The following is a 19,558-nucleotide window of genomic DNA, read 5'->3' on the forward strand; positions in this document are numbered from 1 at the left end:
CGCATCACCTCTCTCAGGCGGCGACCAGCCCCGGTCGCGCACTGCGCTCGGCCAGATCCCGAGCGAGCGCCAGCTGCCTGGTGAGCCGGGTCGCCTCGCCGGCGTAGCCCGCTGCCGGGTGCATCGTCGCCGGGTGAGTGGCCCGCTGGTCCAACGCTGCTGCGACCTGCCAGGCCCGTCCGACGACTCGCAGAGCCCTGGTGCCGGCGGTGACCACTGCAGGGCCACCAGCGCGCCGGTAGCCCTGCAGCAGATAGTCACGCAGACAGACCTCGCTGGCACTCCCCCATGGTGCTCGCGATCCCCCGGTCAATTCCGCGACTGTCTCCACCGCTCCGGCCAGGTCCCACCCTGGATCGCCCAGCCCTGCGATGCTCAGATCCACGAACCGCACCCGGACCTCGGGCGTGCGCTGCACCAGCACCCGGTCCGCGCTCAACTCACCGTGGATCCAACGATCAGCAGTCCAGCGGTCGGCGACCCGGTCGACAGTGCGCCGCAGTGCTCGGTCGCTGCTCAGGGTCCGCAGCACGAATGCACGGGCGCTGGCAGCCGGCAACTGGCGCATCGAGCGTGGCAGCCGCTCCGGATCCAACACCCAGGGCCGCGGCGCGGCAGGCGCCTGTGCGCCGGCCGGGATGCCGCACCGGTGCAGCGCCGCCACCGCCGAACCCCAAGCCTGACAGACATCGGCCAGCTCAGCCATCGTCCCGCGCAGCTCCGACAGCCGCGCACCCGGCAGCGCCAGCACCCAGTCGACGTCATCACTGCCCGACACCGATTCTGGCACCAGTCCAGAGCCGGAGAGCCCGCGCAGGCAGACCGGCTCGCGCTGGGCCGCACCGGTCCAGCCAAGCCCGTGCCGGGCGTACGCGATCGTCCGTCCGTGCAGCATCAGGCGGGAGCCCTCGACCACCACTGCACCGGCAGCGACCTCAAAGCTGGTGATCAGGCCGGCCACCACGGCGCTCCGGATCAGGTCGGCGCTGCCCTGTGCTGCGGGTCTCGCTTCGGTGATGATCATGGCTCTCGTCCGGTTCTCCCCCGGTCCGGTCGGTCCGGACCCCGTTACCTCCCAAGAGCCCTCATCGAAGGGGCAGATACGGGTTCTGCGGACCCATCGGTGTGCTCTGTGTGACAGCGCGCTTGCCCGGCTGGGGCACTCTGGAGACATGAGCCAGCCGTACGCCAGTGCTCCCGCCCGCCGGACGAGCCCGTCGCCGGGCGCGGCGGTCGTGGTGATGACGGTCCTGCTGGCTGCACTCTGGCTGCTGGAGATCGCCGATCAGGTGACCGGTGAGCAACTCGACTACTACGGCATCCGCGCCCGCGAGCTCGACGGCCTGCCCGGGATTCTCACCTCACCGTTTCTACACGCCGGGTTCGACCATCTGGCCAGCAACTCGCTGCCGTTCTGGGTGCTCGGCTTCTTGGTGCTGCTCGGCGGACTGGCCCGCTGGCTGATCACCACGACGATCACCGTGATCAGTGCCGGACTCACCGCTTGGCTGCTCACCCCGGCCGACACGATCATCGTCGGGGCCAGCGGTTTGATCTTCGGCTGGCTCACGTACCTGTTGGCTCGCGGCATCTGGTCCCGTTCGGCCGGTCAAATCCTGGTCGCGATCGGGGTGCTCGTGGTCTACGGCGGACTGATCTGGGGGGTGCTGCCGAGCCAGGCGGGCGTGTCGTGGCAGGCCCATCTCGGCGGTGCCGTCGGCGGGGTGCTGGCGGCCTGGTTGCTGCATCGGCGGTCGAGCCGGTCGGCGCCGCCCTCGTACGCGGCCCAACCGCGCACCTGGTCTCAGTAGTCCAGCTGGAGATCATCGGCCAACTGAGCGCTGGCCTCCTCGAGCGCGACCCGGGCAGCCGTGAGCCGCTCCGGGTCTGGTGTGGTCCCGGCGGTATCGGCGAAGAAGTGCTCGAGCTGGCGTGCTCGTTCGGAGACCCCGGCGAATCCGAAGGTCCCTGCCGACCCGGCGAGTTGATGGGCGGTTCGCTCCGCGACCCCCCAGCCGGCTCGATCCAGCCCGTGCTCGCCGGCCCGTTCCAAGGCGGCGCGAAGCTGTTCGATCCGCACCTGATTGGTCCGCCGAGCCTGGCCGGCGATCGTGGCCAGCAGCCGGGAGATCGGCTCCTTCGGCCCTGACTCCGGTGACCGGGACTCTGTCTCACTCACTGTTCCACCCGGCGATCCGGTTGATCTCATCGGCGAGTGACATCGGATCGAATGGCTTGTTGATCACTCCGAGCAGATTGGGTAGCCGGCCCAGCTGGTCGGTGGCCAGCGGCGTCTTGGCGGTCAGGAAGATCACCGGCAGCTCACGGGTCGTGGGATCGAGGCGTAGCAGCGCCGCCGTGCTGGGTCCGTCCAAGGACGGCATCATGACATCCAACAGCACGAGGTCGAGCCGCTGCTGGCACGCCACTCGACGCGCCTCCTCGCCATTGCGCGCGGTGCTCACCTGCCAGCCGGCGACCGACTCCAAGGCGATCTTGGCTACCTCGCGAATCATGTCGTCGTCATCGACGACAAGCACTTTGCGAGAGCTCACCAGACCATCCTCATCGTCGCCGATACCGGGCGCAGCCCGGCACCCGGTTCTGATCGTTGCTCCATCGTAATCATCGCCGGAGGCTGCTAGCGTCACCGGTCATGGCGGAGCCCGCGGTATCGGAGAGGTTCCAGCCGCCCCGCACAGTGCTGATCGCGACCGTGCTCGCGCTCATCCTGGTGGCTTTGGTGCTGGCCAGCGGTCTGCCGCAGCCGGTCCGTCGGGCAACTTCCGGCGTCGCGCTGCTGATCAGCTGCAGCAGTCTGGCGACCGTGTGTCTGGTGCGTTCGCGTCGGTCTCAGACCGGCCGGCGGCAAGCCTGGGCTCTGTTCGGCGCGGCGGCCGGGGCCGCCGCCTTGGGCAATGCGTGGCTCACGGTGGTCGATCTCGCCGGCCTGATCGAGCTCTCGCAGGTCGGCGACGCGCTGATCCTGGCCTCGGTCGCGCTCATCCTGGTGGGTCTGCTCGCGTACCCATTCGGACCGCGACACCTCTACGACTTCGTGCGGCTGCTGCTGGATACCATCGTGCTCGGCGGCTCGATCCTGCTGATCTTGAGCAACACCGTGCTGCCCAGGGTCGCGGAGCATCCGACCTCGGGCACCATCGCGCTGGTCCTGGCGCCGGTCATCGACATCATCATGGCCACCGTGATCTGGTTGCTGGTGCTTCGCGCCCGGCCCGCTGACCGGATCGGGCTCGCCCTGACCGCAGCTGGTTTCGTGCTGTTCTCCCTCTCCGAGATCGCTGCGGCGATCGGCCGTTCCCACGGCGCCTTCTCCTTCGGCAGCGTCACCGACATCGGCTGGATCACCGGCTATGCGCTGCTGACGATCGCCATCATGTGGTCGCCGTCGACCTTCCCCACGCCACCGGATGTCGACAGCATCGACCGTTCCCCCGTGGTGAGGTCCCTGGTCATCTTCGCGGTCTTCATGGTTGCAGGCTGGCTGTCCCTCAACACGATGTCTCGCGGCACCGACCCGCTGACCGTGCTCGTCCTGCTCGCCACCGTGACCGTGGCCATCCTGGTGCGCCAGATGCTGCTGCTGGCAGACAATGACCGGCTGCGAGCACGGTTGGAGCAGCGGGTCGCCGAACGGAGCACCGAGCTCGCCGAGGTCACCCAGCGCACCGACCTGATGGTGAACTCCGTCGAGGACGGGGTCTACGGCGTCGACAGCCTGGGACGGGTCACCTTCATGAACCCGGCCGGCGACCGGCTGCTCGGCACGCGCCGCAACGAGCTCCTCGGCCTGCCCGCACATCAGCGCTTTCACTCACATCCGCCCGGCGACTGCTATCTGCGTGCCATCCTGCACACCGGGGTCGCGATCACCGGCATCGAGGACTCGTACTGGACCACTGACGGCCGACAGGTGCCGGTCGAAGTGAGTGCGAGCCCGATGACCGACAGTCGCGGGGTTCGAGGGGTGGTGGTCGTGTTCCGCGACATCACCCGCCGCCGTGAGGTGGATCAGCTCAAGAACGAGTTCGTCTCGATGGTGAGTCATGAGCTGAAGACCCCGCTGACCGCCATCCGCGGGTCGTTGGGACTGCTGGCCGGCGGAGCGCTGGGTGAGTTGACCCCGCCGGCGACGCGGATGGTCGAGATCGCGGTGGAGAGCAGTGAGCGGCTCACTCGGCTGATCAACGAGATCCTCGACATGGAACGGATCGAGGCCGGCTCGCTGCCCATGGAGATCGGCTCGCACGCCAGCGCTGACCTGCTCGGAGCGGCGCACGACCAGGTCCAGGTGCTGGCCGCCGATGCCGAAGTCGGGGTGCTGATCGAACGCGCTGAGGGCACCGTGCTTGCTGATGCCGATCGGGTCGTGCAGACCCTGATCAACCTGGTCGGCAACGCGATCAAGTTCTCTCCGCCCGGCAGCCAGGTGGTGATGGAGGCCGCACCGGAGGATCGGATGGTGGCCTTCCGGGTGATCGACCAGGGTCGAGGCATCCCCGCCGATCGACTGAACCTCATCTTCGAACGGTTCGAACAGGTCGACTCCTCCGATGCCCGAGACAAAGGCGGCACCGGTCTCGGCTTGGCGATCAGCCGGAGCATCGTCCACCGCCTGGGCGGCCGCATCTGGGCCGAGAACAATCCTGATCGTGGCTCGACGTTCACCTTCACCCTGCCCGCCGACTCCGACGGGCAAGTCGAAGACGGGCGGTGAACACCCCACCCCCGTTGGGTGATGGATGACCCCATTCGGATGATGTAGAACCCGTGTCCGACTACGGTAGTGGCCATGGTGACGGGTCAGGAGCGGACGGCGGTGGTGATCGAGGACGATGTCGACGTCCGCAACCTGTTGGCCGCCATTCTCAACGAGGCCGGGTTCCACGCCGTTCCTGCGGCCACCGGCATCGAGGGCATCAACGCCGTACGTCAGCACCAACCCATCCTCACCACGCTCGACGTGAGCCTGCCGGGCATCGATGGCTTCGAGGTCGCTCGCCGGATCAGGAGCTTCTCCGACACGTACGTGATCATGTTGTCGGCCCGCAATGAAGAGATCGACACACTGATGGGCTTGGATGCCGGCGCGGACGACTATCTGACCAAGCCATTCCGGCCGCGCGAGCTGCGAGCGCGGATCGAAGCCATGATGCGCCGACGCAAGACCATGTGGAGCCGCCACCCCAGCCGACCGGAAGGCGACGTCAACAACGCAACTCCGCTCGTGGTGGCCGCCACCCCGGCGCCGACACCGGACACGACCGCCGCGGACTCCACCGGCTGGTTGACGCACAACGGCTTGCGGATCAACGGCGACATGTGGCTGTGCGACCTTGACGGTGCGCCGGTGGAACTGACCCGCAGTGAGTTCGATCTGCTGTTGACCTTGATGGCGGGAAAACGTCGGGTGATCAGCAAAGACACGTTGGCTCTGGAGCTACGTGGCGAAACCTCGGGCGCCTATGTCTCCGACTCGGATCGGCGGGCGGTCGAGGTGCATATGGCGAACCTGCGCCGCAAGCTCAGCGACAATGCCACCTCACCGCGCTACATCGAGACGGTCCGTGGCGTGGGCTATCGGATCGCGGAGCCGCGAGTCCGCTAGGCGAGCACCGGCTTACTGCGCCGCCCGCTCCAGATCCGCGCGGAAGCTCGTCGCAGCGTGCTCGACCGACGACATCAGTGCGTGCCGCTGCATGGCTGAACTGAGATCCAATTGAGACCGCAACTCAGCGAGGCTGGCAGTGAGCGGGTTCTTGCCAAGCATCAGACTGCTCGACTCCAGACTCAGGATCGCGACCCGGGCGCCTTCCATGTCGCTGTCCGCAAGACAGCGACGGATCGCGTCGAGTCGCCCGTCCAGCAGTTGCAGATAGTCGGTGACGAACTGCTTCATGGCGTCCTGACCGGGATCCAGGGCCACGAATCGGTCATCGGCCGCCGCCGGAGCCGGCGCGGGCAGTCCCCCGACTGACCCGACCGGCTCCGCGGCTGGCAGCGTCTCGCCCGTCCCCCCGGGCTGCGCTGTCGCCGGACAGCCGACCGCGTCTGCAGCGCACAAGGCGGCGACGTGATGAGTCAGCACGACTGTCCCTTCTTCTGCCCGGATCCCCATCCGGGTTGTGGACCGCCCCCACGGCCCTGCAAGAGAGCATCGATGATCCGCCTCATCAGGTGCCGCGCGGTGCCCGAAGAGCGGCTCAAGATTTCCTCAGGATTGTCCGCCCTGACACAATCTCGGGGTGGACCAGTCGTCTGAGGACACAGCCAACTCTGCTTCGGCAAACCCTGTCCTGGGCAGATCGCAACGGCTCGATCGGCTGCCGTTCAGCCGACAGCACGGCAAGCTGCTCGTCGGCTCGGGTATCGGCTGGGCGCTGGATGCCATGGACATCGGCCTGGTGTCCTTCGTGCTGGCTGCCCTGGCCACCCAGTGGTCTCTCTCGCCCGGCGAGCTCTCCGCGATCGCCTCGATCGGCTTCGTCGGGATGGCGATCGGCGCCAGCCTCGGCGGGCTGCTCGCCGACCGGATCGGTCGCCGCCAGGTCTTCGCTTTGACCCTGCTGGTGTATGGATTGGCCACCGGTGCCTCGGCGCTGGCCACCGGCGTGGGCATGCTGCTGATGCTGCGGTTCCTGGTCGGTCTCGGGCTGGGCGCCGAACTGCCGGTGGCCTCCACCCTGGTCAGCGAATATGCACCAGCCAGGATCCGCGGTCGAGTCGTCGTCGCCTTGGAGGCGTTCTGGGCCCTCGGCTGGCTGGCCGCGGCGGTGATCGGCTACCTGGTGGTGCCCTCCTCGGCCGACGGGTGGCGATGGGCGTTTGCGTTGGGTGTGGTCCCGGCGGCGTACGCGCTGGTGGTCCGCTGGGGATTGCCGGAGTCGGTGCGGTTCCTGGAGCGCCGTGGCCGAGACGCCGATGCCGAAGCGGCGGTCCGCCGGTTCGAGAGCTCGGCCGGAGTTCCGGCGCCGAGTCCTATCGATCAGCTCGCGGCTGTCCAGGTCTCCGCCGGCCAGAATCCGATCGGCCAGGGCACGAACGGCCAGAGTGCGAGCGCGCCGCCGTCGTGGCTGGCGCTGTGGTCGCCGGCCTATCGACGCCGGACGCTCGCCTTGTGGCTGACCTGGTTCGGCACCAACTTCTCCTACTACGGCGCGTTCATCTGGCTCCCGACGCTGCTGGTGGCCTCGGGTTTCACGCTGGTGAAGTCATTCGAGTTCACGCTGATCATCACGCTGGCTCAGCTGCCCGGCTATGCGCTCTCCGCGATCCTGATCGAGCGCTGGGGCCGCCGACCGACGCTGGCGCTCTTTCTGGCCGGCTCGGCCCTGAGCGCCGTCGCTTTCGGCCTGGCCGGCTCCGTACCGGCCGTGCTCGCCACCGGGATGGCCCTGTCGTTCTGCAATCTCGGCGCCTGGGGCGCGCTGTATGCGGTGACCCCCGAGGTCTATCCGACACAGCTGCGGGCCACCGGTGCCGGCAGCGCGGCCGCCTTCGGCCGGCTCGCCTCGATCATCGCGCCCCTGCTGGTGCCGTTGCTGAGCACGACCACTGGTCTCACCGGGCTGTTCGCGATTTTCGCGCTGGCCTTCGCCATCGCCGCCGTCGCCGCACTGGCACTGCCGGAGTTGCGCGGCCGGGCATTGGAAGACTGACGACTCAGAGCCATCTTGAAGGAGCCGATAGTCGCCACTCGATTTGACGTATCTGGCGGGTAGCGGTTGAGCGGCGACTTCCGGCTGTTTCGCGGCAATTGAAACAACGAGTTCTCGCCTCTCGACGTGGGACTTCATATCGAGTGGCGACTTTCAGCTGCTTCACCGCGCCAGCAGGGTGGCCACACACAAAGCGGCTGAGGTGTCGTCCGTTTCAGTGGGGTGTTGTCGTTTTCTGCAGGGTGTTGTCCGTTTCGCTGAACCTCTGGTGGGCTCGGGTCTGGTCAGTCAGGGTAGGCGCATGCCAGCCCGTCGCAAGCCCTTGCCGCAGGAGTTGACGACAGGCGCGTTCGGACCCGGTCGGGCTGCGGCCGCAGGCATCAAACCAGGTGCTCTGCGTGGGCCGGGCGTCCAACGGATCGGGCGGGGACTGTTCCTGGCCGCCAGCTGTGACCCGACGTACCAGACGCTGGTTGCGGCCTATTTGACGGTGCTTCCGTCGGGTGTGACTGCCGTCGACGGGGTGAGTGCGCTGCGGCTGTGGGGTGTCGAGGTCGGCACAGAGCGACCGTACCGGTATGTGACGACTGCCAAGCATCACTCGGTGCGCGGCGAGGTACGGGTCCGTCGGACGAGTCAGGGGTTGCCGCCTTGTCAGCACCAGGTGCTGCTGCCGTTGCCGGCACTGGTCGCAGCCCGACATGATCTGGATCTGGTGAGTCTGGTGGTCGCCGGAGATTGGCTGATCCGAGCGCGGCATGCGACGCTGAGCGAGGTGCAGGCTGCGCTGGCGGCCGCCGAGGGGCGGGACTGTTGCCGGGCTCGTCGCGCCGCCGAGCTTGTTCGTGCGGGGAGTGAGTCGCCACGCGAGACCCGGCTCCGGCTGCTCATGGTGTTGGCCGGGTTGCCTGAGCCGGAGTGCAATGTCGAGCTCGGTGATGAGCGTGGCTTCATCGCGCGGGTCGACCTCTATCTCAGAACCTGGCGGGTAGCCGGGGAGTATGAGGGCGATCAGCATCGCACCGATCCCGACACCTATGCGAGGGATCTGCGACGGTACGAGCGCCTCGTCGCGTTCGGGGTGGTTCCGGTGCGTGTCGCGAAGGCGCATCTGAAGCGTCCGCGCGACGTCGTCATGCGGATCTTCGAGGCATTGGTATCTCGCGGATACGACGGTCCGCCCCCGATATTCGGTCCCGAGTGGTGCGAGGCATTCGAGCCACGGCGCCGGTCCCCCACGTCCTGACACCCGAAAGTCACCACTCGATTCGGTGCCGCTCACCGAGAGGCGAGGATTGGTCCTTTCCCGGGCCGCGAAGCAGCCGATAGTCGCCATTCGAAACAGGACCACATATCGACTGGCGACTTATGGCTCCATCAAACCGACGGATCCGGATGTCGCCGCTTGTGGCTGGTGGTCATCGCCAAGGATGAGCCCGATAGTGGCCGCACAACCATCGGATCCGCCCTCTTGCTCGAGAGGCTCATCTTTGAGAGGAGGACCAGCATGCCCAAGACCATCAAGTACGCGATCGCAACCCTCATCGTTGCGGCATCATCGCTCATCCCGCTCGCCGCAGAGGCCACGAAGACCGTCGGTGGCTGATACAGCCGACGACGGGAGGGCACGCCAGGTGCCGAGTCGGCGGACTCCGAGTCGGGCCGCATCGCGGCAGCTCCGCCGGCGCCGGCACCAGCAACTCGTGAACCGAATCCACTTCGGATCGGGATTCTCGGTTTGAAAATGACCGAGGAGCACGGACAAAAGTTCGTGGTCTATCGAACCCGTGGCCCCCTACGCTGACACGAGCAGCGGACGAAATCGGGGGAGATCATGAGTCCAGTGCAGCAGCGATACCACGGCATGTACGACCCGCTTGCGGCGTACAACGCCCGGGCGCTCGAGCCCGGCAAAGCGATTCGGACCTCGGACAGCAGCGCATCGTCAACGCTGTACATCGCCGACAGCATCCTTGTCGAGGGCGCTCCGGAGAGCGACGAGATCACCGACTTCCAAGCTTGGCTTCTGGAGAACAAGCACATCCTTGCGGTCCCTGACCGTCGAAATGTTGCCGTCTTCAACACTCGGGTCAGGGACGAGCGCACAACGCCCTGGGTCACCCCGATGACGTTGGCTCCGGCCCCCGGACATGCCGTCACGATCGACTCCTGGACGCTGATCCAGCAATACCGCGCGGCGGTGCAGCGTGGCGAAGGCGACGATCACAAGCGGGCGACACCTGAGCGGGATCCTGCTGCCGATGCTCCAGCGGCGGCTGAACGCGAGATGCCAGAACGTACCGAATGCGGGGAGCGGCCGATCCTGGCGCCGACAAGGGTGGGCTTGGATCACCTGATGGGGGCGAGTATCCTCGGCCAGTCGATGACCGTCGGCGGCACCAAGACGATCGGCGTGACCAAGACCATCGGCGTCACGAAAACGATCGGCGTCGGGTTCAGCGATGAATACGCGATCCCAGGCCTCGGTGGACGGACGCCTGTGTCCTACGTCGGTGCCGATCCACTCCGGAGTGGGCGGAAGGACGCACCGGTTGTCGCCCTGTTCGACACCGGTATCGGCAAGCACCGTTGGCTGGAGCAGGGAGTCACCGTCGTCGGATCGAACCCCGGATCGGTCTGCGCGGAGGACACCGGCATCTGTCACGATCAACTCGAAGGCCGACTGGACGACTTCGCCGGACACGGCACCTTCATCGCCGGCCTGCTCCGGCAGACCTGTCCAGATGCCAGTCTGATCATGTTCCCGGTGATGGATTCCAGCGGGTACGTGCCGGAGTCGGCCATGATCACCGCCTTCGAAGAACTCGCCGCCATGCGGATCAAGGGCACTGCGGTCGACGCGATCTCGATGTCGTTCGGCTACTACCACGAGGAAGAGGACAAGTCGAAGACGGCGTCGCTCTACAACACCTTGAAGAACCTCTCGACCGAGAAGGACCGGCGTGGCAGGACCGTAGTCATGGTCGCTTCCGCCGGCAACGACGCCACCGACCGGCCACTGCTGCCCGCGGCCTTCGCCGACGACGTCGACAACCTGACGAGCGTGGGTGCCCGCAACCCGAACGACACCGTGGCCCTGTTCAGCAACGCCGGCGCTTGGGTCAAGACCTATTGGACGGGCTCCCAACTGATGAGCACCCTGCCGGAGACGTTCACCAAAGGCGGCATCCAGCCCACGGCGCGCACCGAGTGGGATCAGCGCCAGCGTGAGTCGCTGGACCTCGATGACTTCAGTTCGGGGTTTGCGACCTGGTCTGGAACCTCGTTCGCAGCGCCTGCCTTCCTCGGCCGTTGCCTGCAGGTCCACCTGGATGAGCCGGGCTCCGAACTAGCGAACGTCGTACGCGATGTCGCCGAAAAACACAGTCATTGAGCCGATCCCAGCCTCGGTTCTCGCCCGCGCACAGGACTATCAGCATCGCGCCGCCATCGAGAACAGCTCGGGCCATGTGGCGCGCGGACACCGTCTGGCCACCGCCGGCTGGGCGCTGCTGAAGCTCCCTGACGTTCACAGCGAAGCGATCTGTGAGCCAGTTCGGTGCCGCCTGGCAACTAGGATGCTGGCCACCATGGCGAAGGCCGCCGTCGAGATGAGCGGTATCGAAGTCGCATTGGCCACCATGGAACGCTCCCTGGACTGGTCGACCTGCCTCGCCGACCAGGAATTGACTGCGCTGATGCTCAGCCAGAAGGCCCTCATCCTGTTTCGTGGCGGGCGACTCGAGGAAGCCGAGCAGACGTTCGCCGACGCCCTCGACCTGATGCGCGAAGGCGACCGCGATGCCATCCGAGTGCTCCTCAATCGCGGCGCGCTCTTCGTGGAGATGGGCGTGATCGGCCGTGCTCGTCTGGATCTGGCGACGGCGGTTCAGCTCTCCCGCCCGCTCGGCGATACCCAGTTCCAGCACATCGCCCTGCATAACCTGGGCTGCCTGGAGTTCACCTCCGGCGATCTACCAACGGCCCTGCGGCTGATGCAGGAAGCGCTCGAGGTCGACAGCCAGACGCTGGAAGGGCTCACCCATCTCGATCGGTCCCGGGTGCTGCTGGCGGCGGGACTCCCCGATGAAGCTGACGCCGCACTGGCCCAGGCGGGCGAGCTTTTCCGGCGGGATCGGTGCTGGCAGGACCTGGCCGAGGTGGATCTGACCCGAGCAGAGGTGGCGCTGCTGACCGGCCGGGTCGCCGAGGCGCGGCTGTTGGCGGGCCGGGCGCGGGATCGCTTCCGGCGGCACGGGAACGACCGCTGGCGACGCAACGCCGAGTTGGTGCTGCTGCACGCCGACCAGGCTGCCGGGCGGCCACCGGCCCGGCTGCTCCCGCCGACGCGGCGACTGGCGGCCGAGTTCGCCGCGGCCGACTTCGGCCAGCAGGCGCGGAGCACGCTGCTGCTGGCGGCCGAACTCGAACTCGAGCGGCACCAGACCGATGCGGCCGACATTCTGCTCGACCAGATCGGCACAGTCGGCAGGACCGAGCCGATCGCCGTCCGGCTGCATCATCGCCTGGTTCGGGCGGTCAGCTTGGAACGGCACGATCGGCTGCCGGCGGCACGCCGCTCGCTCGCTCAAGGGTTGCGAGAACTCGCCGCCTATCAGGCCCAGTTCGGCGGCATCGACCTGCAAAGCGCGAGCGCAATTCACGGTCGCAGGCTGGTGGAGCACGACGTCGACCTCGCGATCCGCTCCGGCCGCGCCGTCGCCGTGCTGGCCGCCGTCGAACGGTCGCGAGCCGTCACCAGCCGAATTCAACCGGTCACCCCGCCGGCCGACGAGGCCACCGCCGGGCTGCTCACCGCGCTGCGGCGCGCCGCCGAGACGGCTGCCGACGACGTGCAAGCCGGCGCCCGACCACTGTCGGCGACAGGGACGCGGAGGGCTCCGGCGTCGCCGGCCCTGCGGCAGGTCGCCGACCTACAAGCACAACTGCGTACCCGCTCCTGGTTGAACAGCGGCAGCCGCGCCTGGCAGCCGCCGGCACCGGTCCGTGACCTGCGCGCCGCGGCCGCCACGGACGGTTGTCATCTGGTCACCGTCATCGAGCACCGCGGGCACATCGGCTCCGTCACCATCACCGAGGGCGGCCGGATGCGACTGCGGGAACTCGCCGACGCGGAAACCGTCCGTGGCTGGCAGCGCCGGCTGGCTGCCGACCTGGACGTGCTGGCCAATGCCGGGCTGCCCGAGGCGATGAAAGCAGCCGTCAGGCGTTCCCTGCGGCACAGCGCAGCCGAGCTCGGCCGGCTGCTCGGTCCAGCGATCGTCGACGACGACCGGCCGGTGGTGCTCAGTTCACCCGGCAGCCTGCTGACACTGCCCTGGTCGCTGCTGCCGCCGTTGGCCGGACGCCCGCTGACTGTGGCTCCCTCGCTCAGTGGCTGGCTCCGCGGGCGTACCAGATTGGCCGGCGCCGCCCCCGCGGATCGCTGGTCGATGACGGCCGTGGCAGGACCAGGGCTGGCCCGCGCCCAGGAAGAGGCCGCCGACGTGGCCGCCAGCTGGTCGGCCGGTGCCGACGTACGCCAGCTGCCGGGGGCGACGCCCGCCGAGCTGCTGGAGGCGATGGCGACCAGCCGACTCGTCCACGTCGCCGCCCACGGCGTCCACCGGAGCGAGAACCCGATGTTCTCGTCGCTGTCCCTGACCTCCGGACCGCTGTTCGCCTACGAGCTGGACCAGCGCCCGCAGCTGCCCGAGCACGTCGTGTTGTCGGCTTGCGATGCCGGACAAAGCACTGTGCGAGCCACCGAGACCTTGGGCCTGACCAGCGTTCTGCTCCAGCTGGGCACGGCCAGCGTGGTCGCCGGAGTCGCCCGCGTGCACGACGACACCGCCGCCAAGATCATGACCGGCTACCACCGCCACCTGGTTCGGGGGGCAAATGCGGCCGAGGCGTTGTGCGCCGCCGCGGCCGGAGTCGAGGAGCCGAGTCCGTTCGTCTGCTTCGGCACGGCCTGGCGCGCCTGACCGGTCTGAACTCAGCTGCCGGGCTCAGTCGTTGCGTGGCACGACCACCAGCGGACAGTGCGTCCAGCGCACCGCCGTACGGGAGACCGAGTCGGTCCAGCCGCGTCTGCGCTGCGGGTGGCGAGGGCTGCCGACGACCAGCTGACTGGCCCGCCGGGATGCCTCGATGATGGCGTTGTCCGGCTCCCCGACCAGCACGTCCACATCGATGGTGAGCTCGGGGTAGTCCTGCTTCCAGCCGGCCAACAACTCGTGCACGGCCCGACGCGACAGCTCGGGCTCGCCGAGCGCCGACGGCGCCACGACATGCGTCGCCACCAGGGGCGCCTGCCAGCGGGCGGCCTCCTCGCAGGCGTAGGCGAGGACCTCGTTTGCCTCGGTCGTCGCATCGAGCGCGACGATCACCGGTCGGCTGGTCCACGGCGGCGGGGTCCAGCCGGCCGGCACCACGACCAGCGGTCGGCGCACTGAGGCCACCAGCTGCGCCGCGAGACTGCCGAGAATGCTGTGCTCGGGCCGGTCGGTCCGGCGCCGGCCCACGACCAGCATCGCGGCATCGTCCTCGATCTCCTTCAGCAGGACAGCCGGCGAGAGCTGGTCCAGCACCGTATGGACCTCCACGCTCGGGGCGATCCGCAACTGAGACTGAACCCGGGCCAGCTGCCACGCCGACGACGCCGTTGTCGCCGGCGGGCACACCGCATGGCAGAGCGTCAGGCTGAGACCGCGCAACTCAGCTGCCTTGGCCCCGAACCTCGCCGCCGCCAGCGATTCCGGCGAGGAGTCGACGCCGACCGCGATGGTCCGCGGTCGTCCCGATTCCATCTCACCCTCCTCCGGCATTCGCTGGCTACTTCGACCGTGCCAGCAGGCCCATCGGTGTCCCGAGAGGCGATCGACCAGGACCCTCAGGACTTAGGTCCCGACAGCCGGAGCCGTGGTGCGAGGATGGCACCCATGAACGCACCGCACGCGGCGCTGGTGCTGCCCTATGACGGCCGCCAGCCGACCATTCACGCCGATGCCTGGCTCGCGCCCACCGCGACCGTGATCGGCGACGCAACGATCGAGTCCACGGCCAGTGTGTTCTACGGCGCGGTGGTCCGAGCCGATATGGACAAGGTCACGCTCGGCGCCGGCAGCAACCTGCAGGACAACGTCGTGGTGCACACCGACTACGGTTTTCCTACCTGGATCGGGTCCGGCGTGTCGGTCGGACACGCCGCCGTGGTGCACGGCTGCACCGTCGAGGATGACTGCCTGATCGGGATGAACGCCACCATCCTGAACGGCGCGCGGGTCGGCGCCGGCTCCCTCGTGGCGGCCGGCACCGTGGTGCTGGAGGGCACCGTCATCCCGCCGCGGTCCTTGGTGGCCGGGGTCCCCGGCAAGGTCCGTCGCCAGCTCAGCGACACCGAGTTCGACCGGGTGGTCGCCAACGCCCAGATCTATCTGGAGTTGGCTGCCCAGCACCGGCTTGTCACGGGCTGAATCAGCAACACTTGTCCCCAGTGATAGGCAGGCGGGTATGGAGTACACCCATCTCGGCCGCACCGGCCTGACAGTCTCCCGTCTCTGCCTGGGCACGATGAACTTCGGCCCGCAGACCTCCGAGCCCGATGCCCACGCGATCATGGACACCGCGCACCAGCTCGGAATCAACTTCTTCGACACCGCGAACGCGTACGGCGGCACCGACCACCGGGGGCACACCGAGGAGATCATCGGCCGCTGGTTCGCCTCCGGCGGAGGTCGCCGCGAGCGCACCGTGCTGGCCACCAAGCTGTACGGCGACATGGATCCCTGGCCGAACAACGGGAAGCTGTCCGCACTCAACATCCGCCGGGCGTTGGACGCCAGCCTGCGGCGGCTGCAGACGGACTACATCGACCTCTACCAGTTCCATCACATCGACCGTGGCACCCCCTGGGAGGAGATCTGGCAGGCCATCGAGGTCGCGGTCCAGCAGGGCAAGATCCTGTACACCGGCAGCAGCAACTTCGCCGGCTGGCACATCGCGCAGGCCCAGGAGGCCGCTCGGTCCCGGCACTACCTCGGTCTGGTCAGCGAGCAGTCGCTCTACAATCTGATGGCCCGCACCATCGAACTGGAGGTGCTGCCGGCCGCCGAGCACTATGGCTTGGGCGTCATTCCTTGGTCTCCGTTGCACGGCGGTCTGCTCGGCGGCGTCATCCGTCAGCAGGACCAAGGGGTACGCCGGCTCGAGGGTCGTGCCGCGGAGACGCTGGAACAGCATCGCAGCCAGGTGCAGGCGTACGAGGACCTGGCCGCCGAACTGGGTGCGCCGCCCGGTGAACTCGCTCTGGCGTGGTTGCTGACCCGTCCCGCCGTGACCGCACCGATCATCGGCCCGCGGGTCGCCGACCAGCTGCACAGCGCAGTTCGGGCGACCGAACTGTCGCTGGACTCAGGAACGCTGGATCGGCTGGACGAGATCTTTCCCGGTCGGCGTACCGCCCCGGAGGACTACGCCTGGTGAGTTAGCCAGTCCCAGCAGGGATCGGATCTCGTCGGCGCCGAAGGCCGCCGACGAGAGCGAGTCGCCGCCAAGGACAGCGTCGAAGACCGCGCTCTTGCGCTCCTTCAGCGCCATCACCTTCTCCTCGATCGTGCCTTGGGCCACCAGCCGGTAGACCATCACCGGTCTGGTCTGGCCCAGCCGGTGCGCCCGATCCACGGCCTGCTGTTCCACCGCCGGGTTCCACCACGGATCGAGCACGAAGCAGTAGTCGGCTTCGGTCAGGTTGAGCCCGAACCCGCCGGCCCGGAGGCTGATCAAGAACACGTCCGCCTCACCGGCTCGGAACTCCTCGATCACCGACTGTCGATCGGCGGTGCCCCCGTCGAGGTAGACCGTCCGGAGGCCGGCCTCGGCAAGACGTGCCTCGACCCGCCGCAGATAGCTGGTGAACTGACTGAAGACGAGGGCGCGATGTCCCTCGCCGACCACCTCCCTCAGCAGCTCGAGCAGCAGTTCGGTCTTGCTGGCCGTCGCTCCGACATGCGACTCGTCGACCAGCACCGGGTCGAGGGCTAGCTGCCGCAACAAGGTGAGAGAGCGCAGGATGGTGAATCGGTTGTCGTCCAAGTCGTCGAGCAGGCCGAGCACCTTCTGTCGCTCCCGCTGCAGATGGGTCTGATAGATCCGCGCATGCTTGGGCTGCAGCGGCACCTGGAGCACCTGCTCCTGCTTCGGCGGCAGCTCACCGGCCACCAGATCCTTCGTCCGTCGCAGCACCAGCGGCGCGATCCGTCGTCGCAGCTGGGCAAGTCGCAGGCTGCTGCCATCCCGCTCGATCGGGCGGAGGTAATAGTCGCTGAACCGCTCAGCGCTCGGAAACAGGCCCGGAGCGGTGAGCGACAGCATCGACCACAGATCCAGCAGACTGTTCTCCACCGGGGTGCCGGTGATCGCCAGCTTCAGCCGGGCCGGGACCAGGCGGGCGGCCTGATAGGTCTTGGAACGGTGGTTCTTCACGAACTGCGCCTCGTCCAGGATCAGACCGCTCCACTGCTGCGCGGCATAGGCCTGGTGGTCGATGCGCAGCAGGGCGTACGAGGTCACCACGATGTCCGCATCCGCAAGATCCTCGATCAGCGGCCGCCCGCTCTTGCCTCGCGACCGGGTCACGGTGCGGACCGTCAAACCCGGCACGAACGAGGCCGCCTCGCCCGCCCAGGTGGTCACCACGCTGGTCGGAGCGACCACCAGGAACGGTGCTGCATCCGGCTCGCACTCCCGGGCGTACGCGATCATCGCCAGAGTCTGGACGGTCTTGCCCAGACCCATGTCGTCGGCGAGGATGCCGCCGAGCCGATGCCGCCACAGGCTCACCAACCAGCCGTAGCCGTCCCGCTGGTACGGCCGCAGGTCCGCCCGCAGACCGGCCGGCTCTACGACGTCCGCGGAGGCATCGGGCACCGCCAGCGCGCGCACCGTCTGCTGCCACGCCTCGGCCTGGCCCATCACCACCGCCACCTGCGTGAGCTCGTCCCAGAGCGCGGTCTGGAACCGATTGATCCGCAACTGGGAGCCGTCTCCGTCCCGCTCCTGCAGCAGCTGGGCTTCCTCGATCAGCTCGCGCAGCCGATCCAGCACCGGACTGTCCAGCGACACATAGACCCCGGTCTCCAGGACCAGGAACTCCGCACCCGTGCTGAGCGCCACGAACAGCTGGTCGAAGGGCACCGGCTCGCCGTCGATCCGCACCAGGACGTGCAGGTCGAACCAGTCGCTGGCCTCCGTCGCCGCGGTCGAGACGGTGATCTCGGGATCGCTCGTGGCCGGACGATAGTCCACGACCTCCCCGTCAGTCTCGACCACCACGCCTTGTTCGATCAGCCGCGGCAACACATCGTGGACGAACTGCGCAGCGTGCGACCCGCCCAACAGCGCATGGGCAGCAGGCCGTCGGGGAACATCCGGGTCTGCGAGCTGCGGGAGCTCGCCGTAGGGCAGGTCCAGGCCAGCCAACAGGTCGTGCTCGGCAACCGGGTCGCGCAGCCCGTGGCTCACGACCGGGGACTCATCGATCCCGAACCGCTGTTCCGACTCCCCCGCACCGTCTTGTTCGGACCGGCGGTAACGCACCGTCCAGTCGAGCCGCACTCGATGCTCCGGCCGGAAGCCCACCCGCAGGAGAAGCTCGGGCACCGGCACCGCGGGCAGCACCAGGGACGGATCATCGGAGATGACCGGCACCGCCCGACGAAGAGCCGGCAGATAGTCGGCGAGGAACCGGTCGCGATCCTCCGGCGGGATCTGGATCGTCGCCTGCTGCTGTGCAAGTCGATGCAGTTCGGTAGGCAACGGACGAGCCAGCCGAGCCAGCACCAGATCGCGCGGGCCCTCGGGTGTCGCCGGTGCCGCGAGCCAGTAGGCGCCGTGGGCCGGATTGCCCAGCAGCCCGAAAGCCTGGCTGCTCTCCGACACCTCGAACAGCTCGCTGGGCCGCAGCACCTCAGGCGGCAGCCCCACCGATCCCCGCAGGCCGCCGTCGGCAGTCGCCGTCAGCTCCAAGCGAACTGCGACCCGCTCGGTCAGCACCATCGGTTGGCCGCCCTTCTCCCCGACCAGCGTCAGACCTGCCCGGCCGGCGCTGGCCAGCGGCCACCAGATCATGGTGGAGGCATCGTCGAGGGCCAGCCAGGCGCTCCGCGGGCTGCTGAAGCGCGCCGCCGATCCGGCTGCCGCCCGCAACTGCAGCAACAGTTCACGTACGTCGTCGGACCAGGCGTCCGACGGATAGTCCAGGTCAGACCACGAGGCTCCCGAATAGACCCACCGGTCCCGGTTGCCGCGACGGACCGGGCGCATCAGCAGCCGGGGTGCCGACTGAAACTCTCCGTAGACCCGGCCGGCGTCGACGGCCAACTCCAGGCCGATCTCGGCCGGAGCCAGGCTGGGCGCCGGAGCCTCCCGCACCATCCGGGTGACCGCCTGTTCCCATTCCGGCCGCGCCGCCTGGGCCGCCGTGGCAAGTGTCGCCCGCGCGACGATCAGCACCGCCGCGGCGTGCTTGCAGTCCCGAACCACCGGACAGGTGCAGGTGGACCGATGACCGGTGTGCTCACCGGTGTCGACCAACTGGATCCGGACCTGATAGCGACGCCGCCCGCCACCCAGCACCTGACCGGTGACAGCGAGTTGCTTCGCATCGACCCGGACATCGGCGACGTTGCCGTTGTTGGCATAGACCATCCCGCGAGCGAACGCCTCATGCCCGACCATGGCAATGATCGCGTCGCTGGAGAGCAGTCGGGCCCACATGCCGCGAAGGCTAGCTCTCGCTACCGACAGTGCTAGTCGTCAGTCGTTAAACATCACGATTTCGTAACGAACCGGGAGGTTCGGGCACCAGTTCTGGCGGA

General features: G+C 68.0%; 15 protein-coding genes. 9 read left to right on the forward strand and 6 right to left on the reverse strand.

Going from position 1 to position 19,558, the window contains the following annotated elements; translation table 11 throughout:
• Window positions 1-13: 13 nt before the first annotated feature.
• On the reverse strand, window positions 14-1,024 hold the full coding sequence (locus MLP_RS16840) for a phosphotransferase (RefSeq protein WP_013864358.1): 1,011 nt from the start codon (window positions 1,022-1,024) through the stop codon (window positions 14-16).
• 148 nt (window positions 1,025-1,172) lie between these two features.
• On the opposite strand from MLP_RS16840, the gene MLP_RS16845 reads away from it, so the two are divergent.
• Window positions 1,173-1,811: a rhomboid family intramembrane serine protease gene (locus tag MLP_RS16845; RefSeq protein WP_013864359.1), complete on the forward strand. Its 639-nt coding sequence runs from the start codon at window positions 1,173-1,175 to the stop codon at window positions 1,809-1,811.
• On the opposite strand, the gene MLP_RS16850 is transcribed toward MLP_RS16845, so the two are convergent.
• Both MLP_RS16850 and MLP_RS16855 read right to left on the reverse strand, forming a co-directional pair.
• On the reverse strand, window positions 1,805-2,179 hold the full coding sequence (locus MLP_RS16850) for an Hpt domain-containing protein (protein ID WP_013864360.1): 375 nt from the start codon (window positions 2,177-2,179) through the stop codon (window positions 1,805-1,807). The two genes, MLP_RS16845 and MLP_RS16850, sit on opposite strands and share 7 nt — an antisense overlap.
• Window positions 2,172-2,555 (reverse strand): response regulator, encoded by a 384-nt coding sequence (locus MLP_RS16855; RefSeq protein ID WP_041792781.1) that lies wholly within the window; start codon window positions 2,553-2,555, stop codon window positions 2,172-2,174. Before MLP_RS16855 ends, MLP_RS16850 begins: the two co-directional genes overlap by 8 nt.
• Before the next feature lie 101 nt (window positions 2,556-2,656).
• Here MLP_RS16855 and MLP_RS26565 point away from each other — a divergent pair, with 101 nt between their 5' ends.
• Both MLP_RS26565 and MLP_RS16865 read left to right on the forward strand, forming a co-directional pair.
• On the forward strand, window positions 2,657-4,738 hold the full coding sequence (locus MLP_RS26565; protein ID WP_083843858.1) for a sensor histidine kinase: 2,082 nt from the start codon (window positions 2,657-2,659) through the stop codon (window positions 4,736-4,738).
• 75 nt (window positions 4,739-4,813) lie between these two features.
• Complete coding sequence (locus MLP_RS16865; protein WP_041790183.1) at window positions 4,814-5,629, forward strand: response regulator transcription factor; 816 nt, start codon at window positions 4,814-4,816, stop codon at window positions 5,627-5,629.
• Between the two features lie 12 nt (window positions 5,630-5,641).
• On the opposite strand, the gene MLP_RS16870 is transcribed toward MLP_RS16865, so the two are convergent.
• On the reverse strand, window positions 5,642-6,109 hold the full coding sequence (locus MLP_RS16870; RefSeq protein WP_041790185.1) for a hypothetical protein: 468 nt from the start codon (window positions 6,107-6,109) through the stop codon (window positions 5,642-5,644).
• A gap of 157 nt (window positions 6,110-6,266) precedes the next feature.
• Here MLP_RS16870 and MLP_RS16875 point away from each other — a divergent pair, with 157 nt between their 5' ends.
• From MLP_RS16875 to MLP_RS16895, 4 genes are all read left to right on the forward strand, one after another.
• Window positions 6,267-7,679, forward strand: a complete 1,413-nt coding sequence (locus MLP_RS16875) for an MFS transporter (RefSeq protein ID WP_013864365.1) — start codon at window positions 6,267-6,269, stop codon at window positions 7,677-7,679.
• 301 nt (window positions 7,680-7,980) lie between these two features.
• Window positions 7,981-8,925 (forward strand): hypothetical protein, encoded by a 945-nt coding sequence (locus tag MLP_RS26570; protein WP_013864366.1) that lies wholly within the window; start codon window positions 7,981-7,983, stop codon window positions 8,923-8,925.
• A 588-nt stretch (window positions 8,926-9,513) separates the two neighbouring features.
• Window positions 9,514-11,073 carry a S8 family peptidase gene (locus MLP_RS16890; RefSeq protein WP_013864368.1) on the forward strand — a complete coding sequence of 520 codons (1,560 nt, stop codon included), beginning with the start codon at window positions 9,514-9,516 and terminating at the stop codon, window positions 11,071-11,073.
• A 196-nt stretch (window positions 11,074-11,269) separates the two neighbouring features.
• On the forward strand, window positions 11,270-13,666 hold the full coding sequence (locus tag MLP_RS16895) for a CHAT domain-containing protein (RefSeq protein ID WP_172641586.1): 2,397 nt from the start codon (window positions 11,270-11,272) through the stop codon (window positions 13,664-13,666).
• Between the two features lie 24 nt (window positions 13,667-13,690).
• Here MLP_RS16895 and MLP_RS16900 read toward each other — a convergent pair whose 3' ends face one another.
• Entirely contained in the window at window positions 13,691-14,491 is an 801-nt protein-coding gene (locus MLP_RS16900; RefSeq protein WP_172641587.1) for a universal stress protein, read from the reverse strand.
• Between the two features lie 132 nt (window positions 14,492-14,623).
• Here MLP_RS16900 and MLP_RS16905 point away from each other — a divergent pair, with 132 nt between their 5' ends.
• Window positions 14,624-15,157: a gamma carbonic anhydrase family protein gene (locus MLP_RS16905; RefSeq protein ID WP_013864371.1), complete on the forward strand. Its 534-nt coding sequence runs from the start codon at window positions 14,624-14,626 to the stop codon at window positions 15,155-15,157.
• Between the two features lie 37 nt (window positions 15,158-15,194).
• Window positions 15,195-16,166 carry an aldo/keto reductase gene (locus tag MLP_RS16910; protein WP_013864372.1) on the forward strand — a complete coding sequence of 324 codons (972 nt, stop codon included), beginning with the start codon at window positions 15,195-15,197 and terminating at the stop codon, window positions 16,164-16,166.
• On the opposite strand, the gene MLP_RS16915 is transcribed toward MLP_RS16910, so the two are convergent.
• Window positions 16,095-19,457: a DEAD/DEAH box helicase gene (locus MLP_RS16915; protein WP_013864373.1), complete on the reverse strand. Its 3,363-nt coding sequence runs from the start codon at window positions 19,455-19,457 to the stop codon at window positions 16,095-16,097. The genes MLP_RS16910 and MLP_RS16915 overlap by 72 nt on opposite strands.
• Between the last annotated feature and the right edge of the window lie 101 nt (window positions 19,458-19,558).

This window comes from Microlunatus phosphovorus NM-1, assembly GCF_000270245.1.
Classification (GTDB): Bacteria; Actinomycetota; Actinomycetes; order Propionibacteriales; family Propionibacteriaceae; genus Microlunatus; species Microlunatus phosphovorus.

What these genes read in the sequence shown, in the direction of transcription:
- MLP_RS16840 (WP_013864358.1), bottom strand. Translation starts at nt 1,024, where the DNA reads ATGATCATCACCGAAGCGAGACCCGCAGCACAGGGCAGCGCCGACCTG.
- MLP_RS16845 (WP_013864359.1), top strand. Translation starts at nt 1,173, where the DNA reads ATGAGCCAGCCGTACGCCAGTGCTCCCGCCCGCCGGACGAGCCCGTCG.
- MLP_RS26565 (WP_083843858.1), top strand. Translation starts at nt 2,657, where the DNA reads ATGGCGGAGCCCGCGGTATCGGAGAGGTTCCAGCCGCCCCGCACAGTG.
- MLP_RS16865 (WP_041790183.1), top strand. Translation starts at nt 4,814, where the DNA reads ATGGTGACGGGTCAGGAGCGGACGGCGGTGGTGATCGAGGACGATGTC.
- MLP_RS26570 (WP_013864366.1), top strand. Translation starts at nt 7,981, where the DNA reads ATGCCAGCCCGTCGCAAGCCCTTGCCGCAGGAGTTGACGACAGGCGCG.
- MLP_RS16890 (WP_013864368.1), top strand. Translation starts at nt 9,514, where the DNA reads ATGAGTCCAGTGCAGCAGCGATACCACGGCATGTACGACCCGCTTGCG.
- MLP_RS16895 (WP_172641586.1), top strand. Translation starts at nt 11,270, where the DNA reads ATGGCGAAGGCCGCCGTCGAGATGAGCGGTATCGAAGTCGCATTGGCC.
- MLP_RS16900 (WP_172641587.1), bottom strand. Translation starts at nt 14,491, where the DNA reads ATGGAATCGGGACGACCGCGGACCATCGCGGTCGGCGTCGACTCCTCG.
- MLP_RS16905 (WP_013864371.1), top strand. Translation starts at nt 14,624, where the DNA reads ATGAACGCACCGCACGCGGCGCTGGTGCTGCCCTATGACGGCCGCCAG.
- MLP_RS16910 (WP_013864372.1), top strand. Translation starts at nt 15,195, where the DNA reads ATGGAGTACACCCATCTCGGCCGCACCGGCCTGACAGTCTCCCGTCTC.
- MLP_RS16915 (WP_013864373.1), bottom strand. Translation starts at nt 19,457, where the DNA reads ATGTGGGCCCGACTGCTCTCCAGCGACGCGATCATTGCCATGGTCGGG.